This is a genomic window from Desulfoluna sp. (assembly GCF_030145185.1).
In the GTDB taxonomy this organism is placed as follows: domain Bacteria; phylum Desulfobacterota; class Desulfobacteria; order Desulfobacterales; family Desulfolunaceae; genus Desulfoluna.
This window is the reverse complement of record NZ_JAQYWB010000023.1, coordinates 53281-73613: the sequence shown is the minus strand read 5'-3', so window position 1 is coordinate 73613 and position 20333 is coordinate 53281. Positions and strand designations below refer to the sequence as shown.

General features: G+C 53.2%; 16 protein-coding genes. 9 read left to right on the top strand and 7 right to left on the bottom strand.

Annotation, left to right across the window (positions count from 1 at the left end; translation table 11 throughout):
* Window positions 1-207 precede the first annotated feature (207 nt).
* A complete protein-coding gene (locus tag Q1Q75_RS09500) occupies window positions 208-3555 on the bottom strand; it encodes a UvrD-helicase domain-containing protein (protein ID WP_300669764.1) in 3348 nt (1115 codons plus the stop codon).
* Window positions 3556-3870: 315 nt separating this feature from the next.
* Between Q1Q75_RS09500 and Q1Q75_RS09495 the strand changes: the two genes are divergently transcribed.
* From Q1Q75_RS09495 to Q1Q75_RS09470, 6 genes are all read left to right on the top strand, one after another.
* Complete coding sequence (locus Q1Q75_RS09495) at window positions 3871-4077, top strand: hypothetical protein (RefSeq protein WP_300669762.1); 207 nt, start codon at window positions 3871-3873, stop codon at window positions 4075-4077.
* Window positions 4078-4571: 494 nt separating this feature from the next.
* Window positions 4572-5378, top strand: coding sequence for a hypothetical protein (locus Q1Q75_RS09490; protein ID WP_300669760.1), 807 nt, complete (start codon window positions 4572-4574; stop codon window positions 5376-5378).
* Between the two features lie 28 nt (window positions 5379-5406).
* Window positions 5407-6507: a conjugal transfer protein TraF gene (locus tag Q1Q75_RS09485; RefSeq protein WP_300669758.1), complete on the top strand. Its 1101-nt coding sequence runs from the start codon at window positions 5407-5409 to the stop codon at window positions 6505-6507.
* A gap of 405 nt (window positions 6508-6912) precedes the next feature.
* The gene (locus Q1Q75_RS09480; protein WP_300669756.1) at window positions 6913-7713 is read left to right on the top strand and encodes a hypothetical protein; all 801 of its coding nucleotides are present in this window, start codon (window positions 6913-6915) and stop codon (window positions 7711-7713) included.
* A 28-nt stretch (window positions 7714-7741) separates the two neighbouring features.
* Window positions 7742-8842 (top strand): conjugal transfer protein TraF, encoded by a 1101-nt coding sequence (traF, locus tag Q1Q75_RS09475; protein WP_300669754.1) that lies wholly within the window; start codon window positions 7742-7744, stop codon window positions 8840-8842.
* 550 nt (window positions 8843-9392) lie between these two features.
* Window positions 9393-11555: an acetate--CoA ligase family protein gene (locus Q1Q75_RS09470; RefSeq protein ID WP_300669752.1), complete on the top strand. Its 2163-nt coding sequence runs from the start codon at window positions 9393-9395 to the stop codon at window positions 11553-11555.
* 97 nt (window positions 11556-11652) lie between these two features.
* Here the strand turns inward: Q1Q75_RS09470 and Q1Q75_RS09465 are convergent, their stop codons facing one another.
* The gene (locus tag Q1Q75_RS09465) at window positions 11653-12453 is read right to left on the bottom strand and encodes a dihydropteroate synthase (RefSeq protein ID WP_300669750.1); all 801 of its coding nucleotides are present in this window, start codon (window positions 12451-12453) and stop codon (window positions 11653-11655) included.
* A 486-nt stretch (window positions 12454-12939) separates the two neighbouring features.
* Between Q1Q75_RS09465 and Q1Q75_RS09460 the strand changes: the two genes are divergently transcribed.
* Entirely contained in the window at window positions 12940-13398 is a 459-nt protein-coding gene (locus Q1Q75_RS09460; protein ID WP_300669748.1) for a hypothetical protein, read from the top strand.
* An 83-nt stretch (window positions 13399-13481) separates the two neighbouring features.
* Here the strand turns inward: Q1Q75_RS09460 and Q1Q75_RS09455 are convergent, their stop codons facing one another.
* The 5 genes from Q1Q75_RS09455 to Q1Q75_RS09435 all read right to left on the bottom strand — a co-directional run bounded on the left by Q1Q75_RS09455 (window position 13482) and on the right by Q1Q75_RS09435 (window position 18581).
* The gene (locus tag Q1Q75_RS09455; RefSeq protein WP_300669746.1) at window positions 13482-14189 is read right to left on the bottom strand and encodes an ABC transporter ATP-binding protein; all 708 of its coding nucleotides are present in this window, start codon (window positions 14187-14189) and stop codon (window positions 13482-13484) included.
* Window positions 14182-14979 (bottom strand): ABC transporter ATP-binding protein, encoded by a 798-nt coding sequence (locus Q1Q75_RS09450; RefSeq protein ID WP_300669744.1) that lies wholly within the window; start codon window positions 14977-14979, stop codon window positions 14182-14184. The genes Q1Q75_RS09455 and Q1Q75_RS09450 overlap by 8 nt, the downstream gene beginning before the upstream one ends.
* Before the next feature lies 1 nt (window position 14980).
* Window positions 14981-16252: a high-affinity branched-chain amino acid ABC transporter permease LivM gene (livM, locus tag Q1Q75_RS09445; protein WP_300669742.1), complete on the bottom strand. Its 1272-nt coding sequence runs from the start codon at window positions 16250-16252 to the stop codon at window positions 14981-14983.
* A gap of 50 nt (window positions 16253-16302) precedes the next feature.
* Window positions 16303-17211: a branched-chain amino acid ABC transporter permease LivH gene (locus Q1Q75_RS09440; RefSeq protein ID WP_300669740.1), complete on the bottom strand. Its 909-nt coding sequence runs from the start codon at window positions 17209-17211 to the stop codon at window positions 16303-16305.
* A gap of 239 nt (window positions 17212-17450) precedes the next feature.
* Window positions 17451-18581, bottom strand: coding sequence for a branched-chain amino acid ABC transporter substrate-binding protein (locus Q1Q75_RS09435; RefSeq protein ID WP_300669738.1), 1131 nt, complete (start codon window positions 18579-18581; stop codon window positions 17451-17453).
* Window positions 18582-19178: 597 nt separating this feature from the next.
* Here Q1Q75_RS09435 and Q1Q75_RS09430 point away from each other — a divergent pair.
* The gene (locus Q1Q75_RS09430) at window positions 19179-19850 is read left to right on the top strand and encodes a CBS and ACT domain-containing protein (RefSeq protein ID WP_300669737.1); all 672 of its coding nucleotides are present in this window, start codon (window positions 19179-19181) and stop codon (window positions 19848-19850) included.
* A 63-nt stretch (window positions 19851-19913) separates the two neighbouring features.
* Window positions 19914-20246, top strand: coding sequence for a hypothetical protein (locus Q1Q75_RS09425; protein WP_300669735.1), 333 nt, complete (start codon window positions 19914-19916; stop codon window positions 20244-20246).
* Window positions 20247-20333 lie beyond the last annotated feature (87 nt).

Genomic DNA, 20333 nt, shown 5'->3' with positions numbered 1-20333 from the left:
GGGTGTCCCTGTTCAAGGGGCCCCGGCTTTTTTGTTTTTCGGGCGTAGGAGCTGTGGGAAAGATAAAAATCCGATATCTGTTCCGCCCCGAATTGACACGGAAGTACCGGCAGCCGAAGAGCATTCGCAAACCCGCTTTCAAGGTGGCTCCACCTTGCCGCCGGAGGCAGGCTTTTGCCCCTGATTTTGACATCAGGGAGCCGTGCGTTAAAATAGCGACAACTGCACCGGGCTTTCAGCTTTTTGCGGGGTGGTTTTTCGTGTCTGGGTCTGTTTCAAGTGTGCGTCGATCTCGGCGAGGTAGGGAGACGGGGTGCAGGCAACGGGTTGGCCGAATTTGATGCGTTGGCCGGCGTGGGTGAGGATGAGTTGCTCTTTGGCGCGCGTCATGGCCACGTAGAACAGTCGGCGTTCTTCCTCCAGATCAGATGGAGTCCCGTATGTGGGCTCAAAGGGAAGGTTGCCCGCCTCACATCCGGCGATAAAGACCACGGGGAATTCGAGCCCTTTGGAGGCATGAAGGGTCAGGATGCTGACTCTTTCAGCTTTCATGCCCAGGCTGTCCTGTTCTTTTGCCAGGGCGGTTTGGGCAAGAAAACGGGCGGTGGTTCCCCGGGTTCCGTAGGTCTCTGCCAGGTCAAGGAGGGATTGCAGGCCATCGTCCAGGCGGTCGTCTTCTTTGAGCTCATCGGCGATGGCGGGAAGATGTTTCAGCACGCTGTGGATCTGGGAGAGGGGGCCTTTCGTTTTGCACGCCATGCGAAGTTTTAATAAAAATCCAAGGAGTTCAAGCATGGTGGGCCGATCGTTGCACCAGGTGTCGGTGAGGAGATAGGGGTTGGCGATCAGGTCGTTGACCGTGACATACGCCCCTTCATTGGAGACGGGAGGGTAGAGGGGAAAGGTGAGACTTTTTTTGGTGAGAAGGGGGAGACTCGTCTCAAGGTCCATGAGGCTGCCGCAACCGGAAGTAAGCTTTAAAACCGCCAGGAATTGCTTCATGCGGGGGTGATCAAACAGTCCCTCCCGGGCGGTGACGGCGCAGGGAATCCCGGCCGAGCCAAGTCGTGAGGCGATCTCCACGGCGTGGCTGTGGGTGCGGGTCAAAATGGCCATGTCACCAAAGCTCAAGTCGACGGCGTTGTTGCCGGCATGTCCGAAATCCATGGAATGAAAGCCGATGCCCCCGGTCAGCGCTTCGATCTGTTTTCCGATCGCCACGGCTTCTTCTTCACCGCTTCGGCAGGGGATAATGGTGATGTGCTCCACCCCGTCGATATCTGATACCACCTTTGTCTTATCACCTAAGACACTCCCCGAAGCGGCTATGATGGCTTTACTGCTTCGGTAGTTTTGCGTCAGCGTGATGCGTGTGGCGTCCGGTTGGTCCAGAAGAAAACGGTGAAAGTAACGGGCGGAGGAGCCCCGGAATCCATAAATGGCTTGATCCGGGTCCCCGATGATGCAGATGGCATGGCCTGGGGGGGCCAGGAGTTGGACCAGGCGATATTGTGCTTGGTTGAGGTCCTGGTATTCATCGATGAAGAGGTGGGGGAACCGGGCTGTGATGCGCTGACAAAAGGCCGGATCCGCTTCAAGGGCCTGCACGAGATGAAAAATCAGCCCTTCAAAATCGATGATGCCGTTTCGTTTCAGCAGGAGCTCGTAAGCGCTGTAGCATCGCCTGAACAAATCAATATAAGTAGCCGTGATACCAGAGAGATCCTCATCTGATGAAATCAGCTGCTGCCTGGCTTGCTCGATGAGACGACCGAGGACGCCTGGGCTCATGAGTTTACGCTCTTCAGCTGAAAGCGACACAAGAAGGGCTTCCTGCAGGAGGCGCTTTCGAGCGGTTTCATCGGCGATGCCAAGGGGCATTTTTTCGTTTTGGCTTAAAAGGTCCAGTGCCAGGGCGTGAAAGGTGCAGGCGAGTGGGGGCGGGGTGTCGAGGGCGGCGCGGAGCCTTTCGGCCATCTCCCGGGCGGCCCGGTTGGTAAAGGTAATGGCAAGAATTGATGCGGGATCGATCCCCCCTTGGACCAGGGCGGTGATGCGCCGGGTGAGGGTGTGGGTTTTTCCGGTTCCAGGCCCTGCGATGATGAGAAGGGGGCCTTGCGGATGGTTGACGGCCTCCTCCTGTTGGGGGTTCAGTCCTTTGGCCGGGGGCTCGGGTGCTTTATTGCTTTTTTCTTTTTTTTTTACGGGTGCCGAGTCCAATGGATGGGTGTCGGGCGATTTCGAGAGGGCTTCCGGGACATGGAAAAGGAGAGTCTGGCCAGGGAGGACGGCTTTGTCGTCCTCTGAAAAGACGTTGACCGCACCATATTCCCCGTCGTAGCCCCCATGAAGAATGACCTCCCGTCGTCTCACCCGCATGATGGCCTCGCCGAGCAGGGGGACGCCTGCCGATGAGAGGACGTCAACGGGGAGTTCCCTCAAAATAGATAGCTCCGGACCGAGTTTTGTGATGAGACCCGCCAGCTGGGTCTGTACTTTCTTGGATTTGGGGCCCACGGAGAGGATCTCCGAGAGAATCTCCTCCAGGGGAATCATGCTTTCAAACCCGGGCTGTTGAGGGGCGAGGGCTGTGACGTCCTCTTCGGATCGGTCGGCAAGCGCAAGGACCCGATGCAGTACCCCCAGGATGAGGGGACGGCCGCAGACGGGGCAGAGATCTCCATGCTGAACGGATTCATGGGGTTCCAGGCAGACGCCACACTTTCTGTGGCCATCCATGTGGTATTTTCCCTCTTCGGGGAAAAACTCCAGGGTGCCGAGGAAGCCGGGATTCCCTTTGGTTTTCAGGGCATGGAAAAGGGCGTCATAGGATCGCTCCGTTTCAAACAGGCTCGCCTCACGCCCCAGCTTGGAGGGGGAATGCGCGTCGGAGTTGGAGATAAGGGTGAGTCCATCCAGCATAGAGACCCGCCGGTTCATGGGGGGATCCGAGGAGAGGCCGGTTTCGCCGGCAAAAATATGGCCGCTTAAATCCCCGAAACAGGCGGACACCGAATCGAAGCCGGATTTGGAACCGAGCATGGAGAACCAGGGCGTCCAGATGTGGGCGGGGATGAGGACTCCCTTCTCACTGGTTTCCAGGACGATTTCCAGGAGATCCCGGGCATCCAGGCCCAGGATGGGGCGTCCATCCGAGGCGATGTTGCCGATGGCAGACAGCTTTTTATTAAATGCCTTTGCCGATGCGATATCGGGAAAAAAGACGAGGTTGTGATTTTTCCGGGTGGCCCCATCCTTTTTATAAATGCAGCTGATCTCGGTGGAGAGCATGTAGTGCAGCCCGCCCGTCAGTGAGGGGGGCAGGTCTTCAGACACAGAGGCGGTCAGCTCGGGCTTCAGGGTGAAGAGCCCTCCGTCGGTGGGGATCAGTTTCTCTTCAATCTCTGCCATCCAGGCAGGGTGAGTGAAGTCCCCGGTTCCGAGCACGTCGATGCCCTTTTGAAGCGCGTGTTGATAAAGGGTCTCCAGAGTTAAATTGCGCGAGGTGGCGCGTGAGAATCTGGAGTGAATATGAAGATCGGCGATAAATGGCATGGTTTTCCCCGCAGGTGATTCAATAATTTTGAGCCATCATAGTGCAGAGGCAGAGCAAAGGTCTACAGGAATATCCGGGACATGTCTTATTGCTCTCATGAGCAGAGAGAGAAGGGGAAGTTTGCCTCTGGAAGAATAAGAAAGGAGAACTGTCTCTGCGCGCGTAGCCCCAGGAAACACGTGGGGGATTCTCCCGGTCTTTTAGTGGGATTAACTTATATACGAGGCGTGCATTATCTCATATGATACGGCTTGTGTGGTAATCTACAGATCTGGTGGGGATTAACTGCTATACAGCAAGAGGGGGGGGAAGATATGCCTGGTTTGGATCAAGGAGAAAAAAAGTCGCTTGAAGCCCGGATGCATCGTCTGGAGACCAAAGAAGAAGAGTATCATGTTTCAAGAAAACTGGCCGAGTATATTGACATGCTCGAAACTTATCTCATTGAGATGGACGAACGGGTGGCCTCCCTTGAGACAATGCTTGGGCTAAGAGGGCTCGAACCCCCGCAGTTTGAATAACACCTTTAAATAAACGCTTCCAAAGCCTCGTATTGAAAAATACGGGGCCTTTTTTTGTTTTTTTGGGTTCTTTCCGCGGTGATTCAAGGTGACCTACCTTGCACGTGGGGGGTGCTGTTGCTGTTTCCTATAGGTCTCTGGTAGGTCTCTGGTAGGTCTCTGGCTCGAAATGTATCGCCTCTCTTTTTCTCCTTGTCTTGGCGGTGTTAACCCTTTACTTAAGCTTCTTATGTCTGGGCCGATTTAGTTTTTATTCGTTTCAGGCTGTCCCGCGCTAAAGAAATCGGTGGAAAATGACGAATAAAAGAATGCAGTTTGGAACGATTTCCCTTCGAGGAGCTGTGAATGTCAGTTCCCATACGGGTGATGTCGAACCTTATAGTCTCTATGGCGATTTTGCGGCGCTGATTTGTACTGTATTTCTATAGACTTAGATATAACAGGTTCAAACGCGTGAGTTTTGTTTACATGATTTATAATTTTTTGGGGGGTGCATGGATTCAATCCATACCAAGAACTCTGGGAGCCTGTTGCGGACTGCAATGGTGCTGGTTTGTATTTTTTTTCTGGCCGTGTGTACTGTCGGCTGTGATGACGAAGACAGCAGTGCCTCCAAGTTAGAAGAGGCAAAAATCGCCCTTGACGAGGGCGATTACGAAAGGGCGGAAGACCTTTTGGAGGGGATGACCGGGGCTGAGGCCTTGGGCGTCCTTGCCAGTGCCTATGCCGGCCAGGTGGGCATCGATACCTTTGAGATTCTCGGTCAACTGGATGATGGAGACACCAGCGGAAACGATGGCAGCATCGATCTCATTGGAAAAATTTTGGGAACCTCGGGAGATGGCCGTCTTTCGTGCCTGGGGGTACAGACCAAATCATCACTGATGGATTTGGCCAAGACCAAACTCATCGCATCCGCAGGGGGCAGTGTCTCGGCCTTGGATAAAGACGGCCACGTCCAGTTGGGCATTTATGGCTTCACCGATTTTATTCTCGTGACCGGAGAGATCATTTGCTACAAATTTGGCGGCGGTGATGCGCAATTTGAGGTGACCCTCACTGAAGCGGGGATCAAGGCACTGGCTGATGATTTTGAAGCCATCGACGTCACGGAGGATCAACTTAAACGCATCAATGAGGACATCGATTATGTAATGCTTGGGCTCAGCGCTTTGGGAACTGCCAACGACCTGGCTGAAGAGTTTACCATGTTCTTGCAGGATATTAACTCAGATAACGATGAGGCGATGTATATCAATAAAGATGAATACATTTCTTTCCTCAATGGACTCAGGTCCTAAGATTAAGGCACTCATAAAGGAGAAGAAGATGCGTTCATCGAACTATGCAACCTTAGGCCTCTGCGTCGCGGCGGTCCTGTTCCTTGCGTCCGCCGGATGGGCCGCCCCTTACCGGGGTTTTCACATGGGGGCCCGCCCCATGGGGATGGGAGGCGCCTTTACCGCCGTGGCCAACGATCAAAATGCCATCGATTTTAACCCGGCCGGCCTCAGCCGCACCCAAGGTTTCGGTCTGGGTATCCTCAACCCCCTGGTGGAAGCCTCCGAGGACAGCTACGATCTTTATCAGGATTTCGACGACATCGATCAGGATGATACCTCTGAGGTGAGCGACCTTCTGAAGAAACATGTGGGAGAGAACAACCACATCAAGGTGGCCGCAGATCTCTACACAGGGTTCCGCATGGGCAACGCCGGGGTGATGGTGGCGGGTGTCGGTCGTGGATTTGTGGACATGTCCATTCGAAACCCGACGTATCCTGAGCTTCATCTCACCTCCGTTCTGGATTATGGTGGTCAGGTGGGGGTGGGGTATGAACTTCCCATGCTGCCGGGGTTGAGCCTTGGGGTGGGGGTGAAGGCCCTTACTCGAAAAAGTATCGATGAGGTCTATACGGCCAAGGCGATTGCCGATGACAACTTCGAGGACACCCTGGAAGATGACCAGAAAGACGGCAGCGATGCCTCCTTTGACCTGGGGATGATCTGGAGCCGGGATATCGAAGGGCTCACCCGGGTGAGCATAGGTGTTGCAGGGCTTAACCTTAAGGAGATGGATTTTGGGGAAGCCCTTGATCAGAAGACTCAGGTGAATGCCGGTGTCGCCTTTGAGCAGACCTTTTTGGGTTGCACATTGACGGAGGCGTTTGATTACCATGATCTCACCGACAATCTGGCCGAAGATGATTCCACCGAAAAGAAACTGCATATGGGGGCGGAGTTGAAGCTGCCCTTTCTCCTTGCTGTGCGGGGTGGCCTTTCTCAGGGGTACTACACCGCTGGAGCCACCCTGGATTTTAAAGTGATTCGTTTTGATGTGGCCACTTACGGGGAAGAGATGGGGGCCTACGCCGGTCAGAAAGAGGACCGCCGCTATGTCGCCCAGGTCTCCATGGGGTGGAGCTGGTAGCGCAGGTTACGAGAAAGATGTTCATGCGTCCGTAACGGATTAGAAGATGAGTGAGCGGGGTGGCCAGGTGGCGACCCCGCTTTTTTTGTTTTGTGTGGACGGTAACTGCGCTTCTTTTTGGTCCTTGGCTGGTAATTGCCTGCTTTTGCTGGTATAGTTTTGAATACATTTTTTTGCCGTGGCCCGATCAACGGGCGCTATTCGGTTCTCCAACCTCGTTTTTCCACCGTTATTCAGCAACAGCTGTTCTCGTTTTTTCCATCTGCCTTGTTTGCCTGGTCTTGCATCGTTTTGTCTGTATTGACAGAAAGGGTTGTGACTTGGCAGGTCTTTGGATTGCCGGACAGGCGTTATCGCTTGGGGGCAAACAGGGCTTAACGATTCATGATGATGCAGGGGGGGCAAATGGATACCATGCGTAACGACAGACCCATCACCTTTTTTCGAGGGGTCCTGGCCATGATTTGCTGTGTGTGTCTGGTGGTTTTCACGATGGCCTGTGATGATGACGACAGCTTTGATTCCGAACTCGAAGAGGCGAAAATTGCCATTGACGGCAATCAGTTCGACAAAGCCATTTCCATTTTGACGGGCATGCCTCAGGTTGCCGAGGTGCTTGAAACCCTGGGCAGCGCTTATGTTGGCAAGGCGGGTCTCAATACCTTTGATATTCTCAGCGCCCTTGAAACCGGGGGGCCGGAGACCGTTGATATCATCGGTAAAATGCTGGGCGAAGGCGAGCAGGGACTCCTTAGCTGCCTGGAGATCATTGACCGTCTCTCTTACATGGACCAAGGCAAAACAGCGTTGACCCAATCCGTAGGGGGACGCGCATTGAGCGATGACGGAACCATTAAATTAGGTATTTATGGACTCACGGACTTTGTCTTGGTTCTCGGAGAAGTTCTCTGCCAGAATTATGGGGATGCCGTTTCGCCAGTCCGAATCGTGGGTCTTACAGAGGCCTGGGTTAAGACCCTTAAAGCTCGGCCGGGAGTTGATTTTTCAACCATCAATGTGACCCAGGCGGAGCTGGATCAGATGGGTCAGGATGTCTGGTATGTTCAGCAATCCGTGTCGATTCTGGGCGTGGGAAACGATTTGGCGGAAGAGTTTCAAGCCATTCAAAAATTGATCGATCCCAACGGTGATGGGATAATTGTCTACGCTGAATTCGTGGCTTTTCTGAATGGGCTGGGTGAATAGGATGAGGACACGTACAAAGGAGAAGATCATGCCTTCATATAAATATATAACATCCTGCGCTTTTATGGCGGGCGCCTTGCTTTTCGCATCCACTGTGCTGGCTGAACCTTATCGCTCTTTTCATCAAGGCGTCAGGCCCCTGGGCATGGGGGGCGCTTTTACTGCCATTGCAGACGATCAAAATGCCATCAACTACAACCCCGCCGGTCTCAGCCGAACCGAAGGGTTTGGGCTGGGGATTTTGAATCCCATGGTGGAGTTCTCGGAAGACAGCGCTGACCTGTACAAGGATTTTGATGATATTGACCAGGATAACACATCGGAAGTCTCCGAGCTCTTGAAGAAATACGTGGGAGACACCAATCACATCAAGGTAGCCGGGGATGTCTATGCGGGGTTTCGTTTTCGCGACGTTGGAGTGATGGTGGCCGGCGTCGGGCGTGGTTACGCGGACATGGTCATTCGAAACCCAACCTATCCTGAGTTGCATCTGGTCTCTGATATTGATTATGGAGGTCAGGTGGGGGTGGGGTATGCCCTTCCCATGGTGCCGGGGTTGAGCCTCGGAGTGGGGGTAAAGGCCCTTAACCGCACAAGCATCGATGAAGTCTATACAGCGATGGACATTGCCGATAACGACTTCGGGGACACTCTGGAGGACGATGAGAAAGACGGAAGTGATGCCTCCATGGACCTGGGGATGATCTGGAGTCGGGATATTCAGGGGCTGACTCAGGTGAATCTGGGGCTTGCGGCGATTAACATCAAAGAGATGGACTTCGGAGAAGCCCGGGATCAAAAATCCCAGGTTAATGTCGGGGTGGCGCTGGCACAGACTTTTTCCGGGTTTACCCTGACCGAGGCCTTGGATTACCACGACCTGACAGACAATCTGACGGGTGACGGGTCGACGGAGAAAAAAATGCATCTGGGTGCGGAGCTCGAGTTCCCCATTCTGTTGGCTCTTCGAGCCGGTCTCTCCCAGGGGTACTACACGGCGGGGGCCACGGTTAATTTTAAAGTGCTCCGTTTCGATGTGGCCACTTACGGCGAAGAGGTCGGGGTTCATGCCGGGCAGAAAGAGGACCGCCGCTATGCGGCTCAGCTCTCTCTGGGGTGGAGTTGGTGACGCATGTCGCCTGCATGGTGTTTGATTTAGCCCGGATATTTCATGAGAAAATGACCATACCAAGACAATAGTATTTTATTACAGCGTGTTACCAAGAAATATATAGACATTTCAAAAATGTAAAATGTGATTTGCCATTTTCTACTCGCTTTTCTCACCCTTCGGGCGAGCCGAGTGCACCCATCTTCTGCGTTATCAGAGCTTTGAGGTAAACCACTACATCTGCAACTCTGATGCCTTGAATATGGGTGCACTCGACTCGTGAAATATCCGGGTTAAGGCCCACGGTCACGAAACACAGATCTTCCGGGGGGAGGATTTGTTTTCCTGAATTGATGGTTTGAGAAGTGATTGACAGGTTCATTCAGAAGGGGTTTACTACAGACGATGAGTGAGCTTTCCCTCATCAATTCTAAATCATTGGCAACGGGGTACGATCCACGAGGCCTTTTTTTTTATCGTCTGATGTAAACGATGATCGCTTGTGCATGTTGAGTGTTGGAGCTGTTGGACGCATTTATATTCCAAACCACCGTCAAGGGAGTAACCTATGTGGCACAGTCTGGACGCTATCTTTTCTCCTCAATCCATTGCCGTTCTCGGTACCTCCACCAGCAAAGGCAAGGTGGGGCATGATATTTTCAGTAATATTCTCCATGGGGGGTTCCAGGGAACCCTCTATCCGGTCAATCCGAAAGCGAAATCTGTTTTAAGCGTGCGCTGTTACGAATCCATCTTGACGATTCCTGATCCCATTGACCTGGCCCTGATCATCCTTCCGCCCCTGGCGGCTCTGAAAGCCATTGAAGAGTGTGTGATTAAAAAAGTCAAAGGGGCGGTGATCATCTCTGCCGGGTTCAAGGAGGTCGGGGGTGAAGGTCTTGAAATTGAGGAGAAGATTAAATCCATCTGCAAAGAGGCCGGTATTCGCATTGTTGGCCCCAACTGCCTGGGGGTGATCAACCCCTCTTCATCCGTCTCCTTAAATGCCAGTTTTTCCACGCGCATGCCCGCCATGGGACATATCTCCTTTATTTCCCAGAGCGGGGCCCTTTGTACCGCGGTGCTTGATTTTGCCGCCGATCGGGGTTTTGGGTTTTCCAAGTTTGTCTCCATCGGCAACAAAGCCGATGTGGATGAACTCGATCTGCTCCGGTACTACCATGCAGATCCGGAAACCCATGTGATCATGATTTACATGGAGGAGATGACCCGCAAGGGCAAGGAGTTTATCGATGTTGCCAAAGAGATCACCTCCGGTGACAACCCCACCCCTATTCTGGTGATCAAGTCGGGGCGCTCTGTGGCGGGAGCTGCCGCTGCCGCGTCCCATACCGGTTCCCTGGCGGGGTCTGACGCCGTTTATGATGCTCTCTTTGCCGAGGCGGGTGTGATCCGTTGTGAGTCGGTCAACGAACTCTTTGACCTGGCCCAGGGCTTTTCTCCACGCAAATACCCCACCGGTCGCAACATTGCCATTGTCACCAATGCGGGGGGGCCGGGGATTATTGCCACGGACATGACGGAAAATGCCGGGATGAACCTGGCTGTCTTCAGTGAGGAGACGGTGGAGGAGTTGAAACGTCATTTGCCTCCCACGGCAAACTTCAATAACCCGGTGGACGTCATCGGGGATGCGGCTCGAGATCGTTATGAAAATGCCCTGACCACCGTGATCAGTGATGAGGGAGTCGATGGGGCTTTGATTATTCTGACCCCTCAATCCATGACCGATGCCATCGGCACGGCCACGGCGATTTCCGAAATATCCCGGCGCACCTTAAAGCCGATCACCTGTGCTTTTATGGGGGTCGTGGACGTCTCACCGGGGGTAAAAATTCTTCAGAAGGCCGGGGTGCCCGTCTACGATTTCCCTGAAAATGCCGCCAAAGTGCTGGGCAAGCTTTATCTGGCGCATTGTTGGTTGAGCCGCCGGATTTTGCCCCAGTATAAGCTGGAATACGATGTGGAAAGGGCGGCATCGATCATTCGCGAGCACCTTGAAAACGGTCAGACCCTTTTGGGCGAGTATGAAGGGCGTCAAATCCTTCAATGCTATGGTCTCAAGACCCTGGATATGGAGATCGCGACCTCGCCTTCTGCGGCGGTGGATATCGCCCGACGCATCGGGTATCCCGTGGTGATGAAGATTGTTTCTCCGGATATCCCCCATAAATCTGACGCCAAAGGGGTTCGGGTGGGAATCCGGGCGCCCGAGGAGGTGGAGACCACCTATACGGACATTCTGGCATGCGCCGCGGCATACAAAGAGGATGCCAGGATACGAGGGGTTCTGGTCCAGCAGATGGCGTTGCCTGGCGATGAGATCATCCTCGGGATGAAGCAGGATCAGCAGTTTGGGCCCCTGGTGATGTTTGGCCTCGGGGGAATTTTTGTGGAACTCTTCAAGGATGTGGTGTTCCGTGTCGCACCGTTCGGGCGCAATACGGCAAGACGGATGATCAAGAGCATCCGGGCTTATCCCCTCCTTACAGGGTTCAGGGGCAAGCCCGTCGCCGACATCGAAGAGATTGAAAAGTGCCTGGTGCGTGTGGCGCAGATGGTGGACAACCATCCCGAAATCCAGGAGCTGGACATCAACCCACTCCTGGTGCACCCCAAGGGGAAAGGGGCGACGGTGGCAGATATTATCCTGCGCTTAAAGGACCTCTCCAAGCCTGCAGGGGATGACTGCGCGGGAACTGAGCCCTGAGGCGTGCATGCGCTGGAGGCTTTTTCTGGGGCTGAATAGTTACAAATAAACGAATAACGCGTCGTGAAGAGGAGCTCTTTGCGACGCGTTTTGTTTTTTAAATGGTCAGGGCCTCCCAGGAGAAGGGGAGGCCGCCGGTCAGAAGGTTTGCGGCGTGGACGCCCAGAACGCTTTTTCTTCGGTTTGTATTCATCAGGATGTAATCCAGTCCGGCCTCGGCCAGAAGGGGGATGTAGGCCTGTTCCATCAGCTCTCCTTTCTGACGAGGTACAGGGCCACTGGTGAGGTTGGAGAGTCCGGCCATGCTCTGGACGCGCCGGCCTGCGAGATCGGGAAGAGCCCGCAGGGTCCGAACGACTTCAAGTGCATGAAAGGTCCCGTCGTCCCAACTCAAAGGGACCACCACCGGATCGATAATGAGGCGGTCCATCAGGCCCTCCCCTTTAGCCTCTACCGCGGTTATGAGGGTGGTAGCCGTTTGAAGTCGCCCGTCATGGGCCGTGGGGACGGCGCCCTCTTCGGAGAGAAGGTATCCCACGAAATGAGAGGCTTCATACTGCGCCATCAGGGAGAGAAAGGGGGTCAATCGGGAGGGCTGAAGAGAGAAACCGTTGACGTGAATCCCGGCGTGCCCCGAAGCTAAGGCAAGACGCGCCATCTCCGCGTTGGGGGAGTCGATAAAAAGGGGGAGGGCGGTGACGCCACGTACCACATCCATAAGATAGGGGATGACCGTAGGGCTCTCCTTGCCGAGGGGGCCGATGTTCAGATCAATGGCATCGCTGCCTGAGGTGATCAGTCGGTTGATTACGTCAATGATGGGCGGGGCTTTTTTTTGAACGGCCGCCTCGTGCAGGGTTGGGCGGACCAGTTGAAAGTTGTCAGAAACGATGCGCATCTGCATCCCCTTTATATTGAAGTGATCATGTTTAAAAGAGATCGGACCGAGCGGAACGTTTACGCCAGCTGGAGGCATGGAGGCTCACCCGGATATTTCATGGGTCGCGTGCATTCATATTCAAGGGGCGTGGAGGTGCCCCTCAGAAAATAAGCCATTCGGGAACCTTTCCTGAATTAAGAGAGAGCAATCTGGTGAGAAAATCCCGAGGGGCCTGACCTTCTATAGTTCCCTATAGGGGAATGCCCCATGAAAATGATCGGTTGTCTCTATAGACAAAGAGCCACCTCCAAAATATTATGGAGCCCACGCTGAAGTAAACACAAGTCATGGCAAAGAACGCAATTTTTAAGGCACCTCGCTCTGTTGAGAATCGAAGTCCGCTTGCGTCGCTCATTCTGACGGATAGGGCCGACGGATCGATTCCCGTTGCGATCTCAGCTACCTTACACCTGAACCCAGCATGCCGAAATGATGGAGGTTATTATGATGCAGCAGAAGGAACGCCACCTGGATGTCACCATGTGCCACCGATGCCTCATGCGTCAGAAAAGCGAAAACGTCTCTCAGGGGATTCAGCGTGATAAAAGGGTGCAGCAGGGGGTGGCATGGTTTTCAGAGGGTGTGTATGCTGTGATTCCGGAACTGGCTCCTCAGATTTGCCAAGTGTTCTCCATCGGATATACGTCCATGAGTTTCTTCTATTTCAGTGGCGCAGCCCTTGAACCTGGAGTCTTCTCCAGCGCTGAAATTGTGGTGCTCGGTCGCGGGTTTCTGGCCGACAATCTCCCCTTTAAAGTGATCTCCGATACCCCATTGGATCAGGAAGAAAATGGAAAAGCGATCAAGCGTCTCTGCAAGGTGCGGCTCCTTGCCTTAAACGAGGTCTCAAAAGATCAGATCGACCATGTGATTCATCTAAAAGAGGTCATCTCCATACAATAACAAAGAGCCTTTCTCATCGATAAAAGAGGGACGTTTTTACCGGGCATCGTGGTAAAAACGTCCTTTTTTTTATTCGTTTTGCCTTAGATTCCGAGGTAGGCTTTTTTGACCTCTTCGTTCGCCAGAAGATTTTCAGCGGTGTCAGAAAGCGTGACCACCCCGTTCTCCATGACATAGCCTCGGTGAGCGGATTTCAGAGCGAGGTTGGCGTTTTGTTCCACGAGAAAGATGGTGGTCCCGTTCTCTTTGTTGATCCGTGCAATGATATCAAAAATCTGACGAATGATGAGGGGGGCCAGGCCCAGGGAGGGCTCGTCCAGCAGGAGAAGCCGTGGCCGTGCCATGAGCGCTCGGGAGATGGCGAGCATTTGCTGTTCCCCCCCGGAGAGGGTTCCTCCGGCCTGATTTCGCCGTTCTTTGAGGATGGGAAAAAGATCCATGACATAGTCAAGATCCTGTTGCACCCCGTCTTTGTCTTCGCGAAGGTAGGCACCCATGTCGAGATTTTCAAGGATGGTTAACTGCGGGAAGATGCGTCGTCCTTCAGGCACTTGACACAGACCCATTTTGACAATTTTTTCAGGGCTCATGGCGTGGATGGGGACGCCGTCGAAGATGATCTCACCGGATCGGGGGGGGACCACGCCGGAGATGGACATGAGGGTGGTGGTTTTCCCCGCCCCGTTGGCCCCGATGAGGGTGATAATTTCGCCTTCGTTGATCTCGATGGAGAGCCCTTTCAGGGCCTGAATGTTTCCATAAAAGGTATTTACATGGCTGAGTTTAAGCATCGATGACCTCTTCTCCGAGATAAGCCTTAATGACGGCCGGGTTGTTCTTGATGTCCATGGGGGTACCCGTGGCGATTCCACTTCCGTAGTCCATGACGTAGATGCGCTCGGAGAGGTTCATGACCAGCTTCATGTCGTGTTCGATAAGGAGAATGGTAATCCCCTCTTCATCCCGTATTTTACGGATCAAGGCGTCGAGCCTCTGGGTTTCCTGGGGGTTCATCCCTGCGGCGGGTTCGTCGAGAAGAAGAAGGACCGGGTCGGTGGCCATGGCGCGGGCAATCTCAAGACGCCTCTGGTCTCCGTAAGGGAGGTTCTTTGCGAATTCGTTGGCCCAATCTGCCAGATCCACTTTTTCCAGGAGATTGTATGCGTCGTCGATGGTCTTTTTTTCTTCTTTCCGGGCCGAAGGAAGCCGTGTCAGGGCACTGAAGATACCGGCTTGGGTTCTGATGTGACGACCAATCATCACGTTTTCCAGGACGGTCATGTTCTGAAAGAGGCGGATGTTTTGAAAGGTACGGGTCATGCCGAGATCTGCAATGCGGTTGGGTTTGATTCCGTTCAGGCGGATCGGTTTTTTCCCGGTACCCCCCAGAAATATCTCTCCACCGGTGGGGGTGTAGATCCCTGTGACACAGTTGAAAAAGGTGGTTTTTCCCGCACCGTTCGGTCCGATCAGGGCAACGATCTCACCCTTTTGAATGGTGAGGTCCACATGGTTCAAGGCGCGGAGACCTCCAAAGTCCATGGTGAGCTTCTTGACGTCTAAGATGGTTTCGGTCGTCATGTTACTTCTGCCCTCCCTGGTCGATTTTATACACTTTGCGCACGTTGGAGATAATTCCCTGGGGGCGGAAGATCATCATGATGACCATGCTGGCACCGAACAGCAGCATGCGATAGTTGCCCACCTCCCGCAAGTATTCGGGCAGGAGGATGAGAATCAGGGCACCGATGATGACCCCTAAAATAGAGCCCATTCCGCCCAGAACCACGATGGAGAGGATAATGGCCGATTCCATGAAGGTAAAACTCTGGGGGTTGATAAAACCGGTTTTTGCGGCAAACAGAACCCCGGCCATTCCGGCAAAAGAGGCGCTCAAGGCAAAGGCGGTGAGCTTGGTGCGGGCAATGTTGATGCCCATGGCCTGGGAGGCGATCTCGTCTTCACGCATGGCCATCAGCGCCCGGCCTATGCGAGAGTTTTGAAGTCTATAGGTGCAGAACACGGTGAGGATGGCAAGGGCCACCGCAAGATAATAGACATACATGATCCCCTGCTGGGTGGTGAGCTCCATTCCGAAGAGACCCGGCTTGGGGATCTGGGCGATACCGCTGGGGCCCTGGGTGAGAGCATCCCAGTTTTCCAGGGTAATGCGGGTGATCTCCCCGAACCCCAGGGTCACGATGGCCAGGTAGTCCCCACGCAGGCGAAGGACGGGAATTCCCAAGGCAATGCCGAAAAGGGTGGCGAGAAGTCCACCTAGGGGAAGGGCGACCCAGAAGCCGACACCGTAATGCATGTTCAGGATGGCATAGGTGTATGCGCCCACCGCATAGAAGGCCACATAACCCAAATGCAGGAGCCCGGCCAACCCCACAGCAATATTGAGGCCCAGGCCGAGGATCACATACATAAGAGCCGTGGTGAGGATAGTGGTCTGGTAGTCATTGACAAAGGGGAAGAGGAGAGCCATCACGATGAGCAGGGTATAAAAGATGCGCTGAATCATGGGGTTGGACTCTCGGATCACCCCGTCTTGTGTGGGACGCTCCGAGACGGACATCCCTTTAAGGCGTTTTACCAGGGGGATCTGGGTGAACAGCGAGAGGATTCTCTGGCCAGACGCTTCATTTTCTTGAAAGTAGCGCCAGACAAGGGAAATGACAAAGCTGCAGATGCCGATCATAAACATGTTTCGCCAACGCCAGGCGATAAAATTTTCAATGGTGTTTACCTTGATCACCATGATGGGAAAGGTGAGAAAGATAAACCAGAGGGCGACGACGAGCGATTTCTTTATTTCAGATAACTTGAACATCGGGATACCTGTATCCATGGTTGCGGTTCCGGGGGTGCCCGGTCAAAAACGTTCCGAGTCGAGTCCGGTTAAACTTTTTGGGTGGTATTGCGACCGAGAAGGCCGGCCGGCCTGAAAATGAGAATCAGGACCAACAAGGCAAAGGCGAAAACATCTTCGTAATCACTTGAGATGTAGCCGGTGGCTAAGCTCTCGGTCATGCCGAGGACCAGCCCCCCGAGGACAGCTCCGGGAATACTGCCGATACCTCCGAGTACAGCGGCGGTAAACGCTTTAATGCCTGCCATGAAACCAATGTAAAAGTTGATCTGACCCATTTGTGACGCCACAAGGACACCGCCGACGGCAGCCAGGCTGGAGCCGATCACAAAGGTGAAGGAGATCACTTTGTTGACGGAGATACCGACCAGCATTGCCATGGTGCGGTCCTGGGCGGTGGCTCGCATCGCTTTTCCCATGGTGGTGTATTTAATAATGTAGGTAAGAAGCATCATAATGATGACGGTGGAGACGAGGATCATCAGGGACGGGGAGCCGATGATATGAGAATAGGGCTCCCAGAACTCAAATTCAGGAATCAGCTCTGGGAAAGGGAGAAATTTGTCTGTCTGGGCCAAAAGGACATAGTTCTGAAGGAAGATGGACATACCGATGGCGCTGATAAGTGGGGAGAGTCTCGGGGCTTTTCTCAAGGGCTTGTAGGCCACTTTTTCCACCGTATACCCGTAGGCCGAGGCCCAGATAATCGCAGCAAGTCCTGCCATGACGACGATGGCCAGCTGAGGAAATCCGAGGACGGTGAGGACGCTTGCAACAATGAGGGCGGTGTAGGCCCCCAGCATATAAATTTCTCCATGGGCAAAGTTGATCAATTCAACGACGCCGTACACCATGGTGTAACCGAGGGCGATGAGGGCATAGATACTGCCCTTCACCAAGCCTCCCAAAAAGAGTTCAAAGAAATACTCCAGCTCCATATTATCCATCTCCAGTGGCCTTTTATGGCCGGTACTGCTTATCTACGGATGCGGGGTGGGGCAGGGACCCACACCGCATAAAGCAATGCATCATGTGTTTTAAATATCAGGTTCCTGCCTGCCCCGCGCCTTGGGGCAAGCGGCCTTCAATCAAGGCCTTCGGCGTTCCAGCGAAACAGGGGCGAATCTCAGTGAGATTCGCCCCTGTTTGGTTAACGGTCAGATACCCGGGGGCCGTCTCAGTTCAGTTCAACAAACTGACCCTTCCGGACCTGGTACATGGTGAACCCCACACCGATGGGATCGCCTTTTTCGTCAAAGCGGATCTTGCCAAGGGGAGTCTCTACGTATTCGGTCATCAGCGCCTTGACCACAGCGTCGTATTCAGTGCTTCCGGCTTTTTCAACGGCATTGAGGATGGCCAGGGTGGCCGCATAGGCTTCCAGGTAGAAGGCGCCGGGGTCATCGCCGTAGGCTTTCTTATGCTGCTCTTTGGCTTTGATGGCCAGGGGGTTCTTCGAGTAGTCCATGGGACCTGACACATAGACACCCTCGGCATCTTTTCCGGCCACTTTAATGAAGGTTTCGTCCTTCAGGCCATCGGCACCCACAAAGAAGGCCTTCATCTTCTTTTTGTTCATCTGGCGGATAATTTTGGAGGCGTCGGAGTGGTATCCGCCCCAGATCACGGCATCGGCACGGCTGCGCTTCACTTTCTGGACGATGGGGCCGAAGCTGACGGATCCGGAGGTGACCCCTTCAAATAAAACCACCTCGGCGTTGGGGTTGGCTTCAACAAACTGCTTGGCCAGGGAGGCCGCGCCTTTGCCGTAATCCCCTTTGTCGTGAAGGATGGCGATTTTCTTGGCACCGAGTTTTTCGATGACAAATTTTACCTGAAGCTCTGCCTGCACCTTGTCGTGGGCGATGGTTCGAAAAAAGTTGGGGTAGTCGCCACTTAAGGTCAGGTCCGGGGCCGTAGCGGAAGGTGAGATGCAGACGAGCCCTGCGCCGTGGTAGATTCCCATGGCTGCTTTGGTGGCACCGCTGCAGATATGGCCGAGGACAATATCCACGCCGCTGGTGACCAGTTTGGTGGCGGTGCTGGTGGCCACTTCGGGTTTGCAGACGTCATCTTCGATGATCAACTCCACCTGCTTACCGAGGACGCCGCCGGCGGCATTGATGTCTGCGACGACAAATTTGGCGGCATTCACCGTGGGGAGGCCATAGGATGCGAGGTCACCACTGTGGGCGCCTGCGACGCCAAGCTTGATGGTGTCAGCGGCAAAGACCTGGCCAGCGGTGAGACACAGTGCGAACAATACCGACATTACCGTTGCGGTAAGAGAAGTATGAAACCTTTTCATGTGTTTCCCTTTTCAATAAAAATTAGTGATCAACCGAAAATTGTTTCTGCAAATAAACATACGAAAACGTTCACCCCGAGGATTTCTTCTGACGAGTGAAAAGTGGGGCTTTGCGATTCAGTAATCTTTTTTCATAATATAACCTTTGCGTAAAAGTCAATTATAATTACGTGAAACGGCGCGGGGTCAATCCTTGTGATATGTAAATATTTCAGCGTTTTTACTTTATAATTATAGAGTTTTACTTGACAGGGGAACGTCATACGCTTTAATTTATAAGGGTTACCATTTTTTAAAATTTATGAGATAAAACATTTTTTTTTAAAGCGTTGTTTTCTGGGCCTGTGGGGGTTTAGACTTGACCGATTCGGGAATACCTGCGATGGCAAGTAGTTGACCTGTGTTTAAAATAGTAACATGTTTTCACAAAGGTTTTGTATTTCTTAATTTTTGATTTAGACAAGCAATGTATGGCTTAGAGAGGGAACGCCGCCTGTAGTCATTTTCCGTTCGTGTTTCCTTGAAAATCCAGTCTTTATCTTGAAAGTCCACTCTTTATCTTGAAAAATCCACTCTTATCAGGAGGGAGCAGTTATTATGTATGTTGGCAGAATCATGCACACCAATCTGATTACGGTTAAACCTGAGACGACGATCAAGCAAGCCATGGATCTCCTGAAGGAACACCATATCGAGCATCTCGTGGTTCTCGATGAGTCTGGCAATCTTAAGGGCATTCTTTCTGACAGGGATGTTAAGTATAACCTGGCCTCACCGGCAACAACCTTCAGCACCCATGAACTGAATTATCTTCTGGATCAGGTCACGGTGGGCATGATTATGATTAAAAATGTCATCACGGTGACCCCGGGCACGACTGTGGAAGAAGCGGCTCTTCTCATACGAGACAATGAAATCAGCTCCCTGCCTGTGATGAAAGACAATCATGCTGTCGGCATCGTCACCAAGACCGATGTCATGGGCGTGCTGATGGATGCCATTGGGCTGGGGGAAGAGAACGAGCGAATTATCGTTCTTGTCAGAAATCGACTCGGCAGGATTGCCGAAATTACAAGCCGTCTGAGGGATGAAGGGATCAATATCACCAGTCTGATTACCTGGCCTGAAAAGGGGCTCGACGGGGTCTATCAACTCGTCATTCGAGTGGCCGGAAAGGACAAGCGCAAGGCGGTGGATGCACTGGAAGCCATGCAGCTTAAAGTGATTACCGAATATATTGAAGATCACTCCACGTGTATATCCGATTGAATAGGTGGATGACGATTAGATGAAACAGATGGCCTGAAATTTGGGGTCAAAGGAGGTGACGTCATGATTGAGAGCACCATGAAACGCATTGAAGCCCTTCTTGAAGCCGCTGATCAGATGGATCCGGGCAGGCGCAGGGAGCTCCAGGCTCTTTTGGAGACTCTGAAAGAGGAGGTAGGGATTCTTGCCGAGAGTCATCAGGAGGAAGCGGAGAGCATCGCCGGGTTTACGGGATTGACCACCCACGAAGCGGTTCGGAAAAGCCCGGACCCCAAGCTAGTCTCTATTTCATCCGAGGGGCTTCTGGCCTCTGTGGAAGGATTGGAAGCCTCCAACCCACGGTTGGTGTCGGCGGTCAACGCCCTGTGCTCTTTTTTTGCCGGGCTGGGTATTTAGCCCGGATATTTCACGGAAAGAGTTCGGGGCATTTGTCTGAAAAATGATTCAATCCATATGAAAAGGGCGCAGCGACAGTGGCTGCGC

Excerpts from the sequence above, each read along its gene's own strand:
- Q1Q75_RS09450 (WP_300669744.1), bottom strand. The coding sequence starts at position 14,979 with ATGACGACCGAAACCATCTTAGACGTCAAGAAGCTCACCATGGACTTT.
- Q1Q75_RS09490 (WP_300669760.1), top strand. The coding sequence starts at position 4,572 with ATGGATTCAATCCATACCAAGAACTCTGGGAGCCTGTTGCGGACTGCA.
- Q1Q75_RS09425 (WP_300669735.1), top strand. The coding sequence starts at position 19,914 with ATGATTGAGAGCACCATGAAACGCATTGAAGCCCTTCTTGAAGCCGCT.
- Q1Q75_RS09495 (WP_300669762.1), top strand. The coding sequence starts at position 3,871 with ATGCCTGGTTTGGATCAAGGAGAAAAAAAGTCGCTTGAAGCCCGGATG.
- Q1Q75_RS09440 (WP_300669740.1), bottom strand. The coding sequence starts at position 17,211 with ATGGAGCTGGAGTATTTCTTTGAACTCTTTTTGGGAGGCTTGGTGAAG.
- Q1Q75_RS09480 (WP_300669756.1), top strand. The coding sequence starts at position 6,913 with ATGGATACCATGCGTAACGACAGACCCATCACCTTTTTTCGAGGGGTC.
- Q1Q75_RS09455 (WP_300669746.1), bottom strand. The coding sequence starts at position 14,189 with ATGCTTAAACTCAGCCATGTAAATACCTTTTATGGAAACATTCAGGCC.
- Q1Q75_RS09485 (WP_300669758.1), top strand. The coding sequence starts at position 5,407 with ATGCGTTCATCGAACTATGCAACCTTAGGCCTCTGCGTCGCGGCGGTC.
- Q1Q75_RS09435 (WP_300669738.1), bottom strand. The coding sequence starts at position 18,581 with ATGAAAAGGTTTCATACTTCTCTTACCGCAACGGTAATGTCGGTATTG.
- Q1Q75_RS09500 (WP_300669764.1), bottom strand. The coding sequence starts at position 3,555 with ATGCCATTTATCGCCGATCTTCATATTCACTCCAGATTCTCACGCGCC.
- traF (WP_300669754.1), top strand. The coding sequence starts at position 7,742 with ATGCCTTCATATAAATATATAACATCCTGCGCTTTTATGGCGGGCGCC.
- Q1Q75_RS09430 (WP_300669737.1), top strand. The coding sequence starts at position 19,179 with ATGTATGTTGGCAGAATCATGCACACCAATCTGATTACGGTTAAACCT.
- Q1Q75_RS09470 (WP_300669752.1), top strand. The coding sequence starts at position 9,393 with ATGTGGCACAGTCTGGACGCTATCTTTTCTCCTCAATCCATTGCCGTT.
- Q1Q75_RS09460 (WP_300669748.1), top strand. The coding sequence starts at position 12,940 with ATGATGCAGCAGAAGGAACGCCACCTGGATGTCACCATGTGCCACCGA.
- livM (WP_300669742.1), bottom strand. The coding sequence starts at position 16,252 with ATGGATACAGGTATCCCGATGTTCAAGTTATCTGAAATAAAGAAATCG.
- Q1Q75_RS09465 (WP_300669750.1), bottom strand. The coding sequence starts at position 12,453 with ATGCGCATCGTTTCTGACAACTTTCAACTGGTCCGCCCAACCCTGCAC.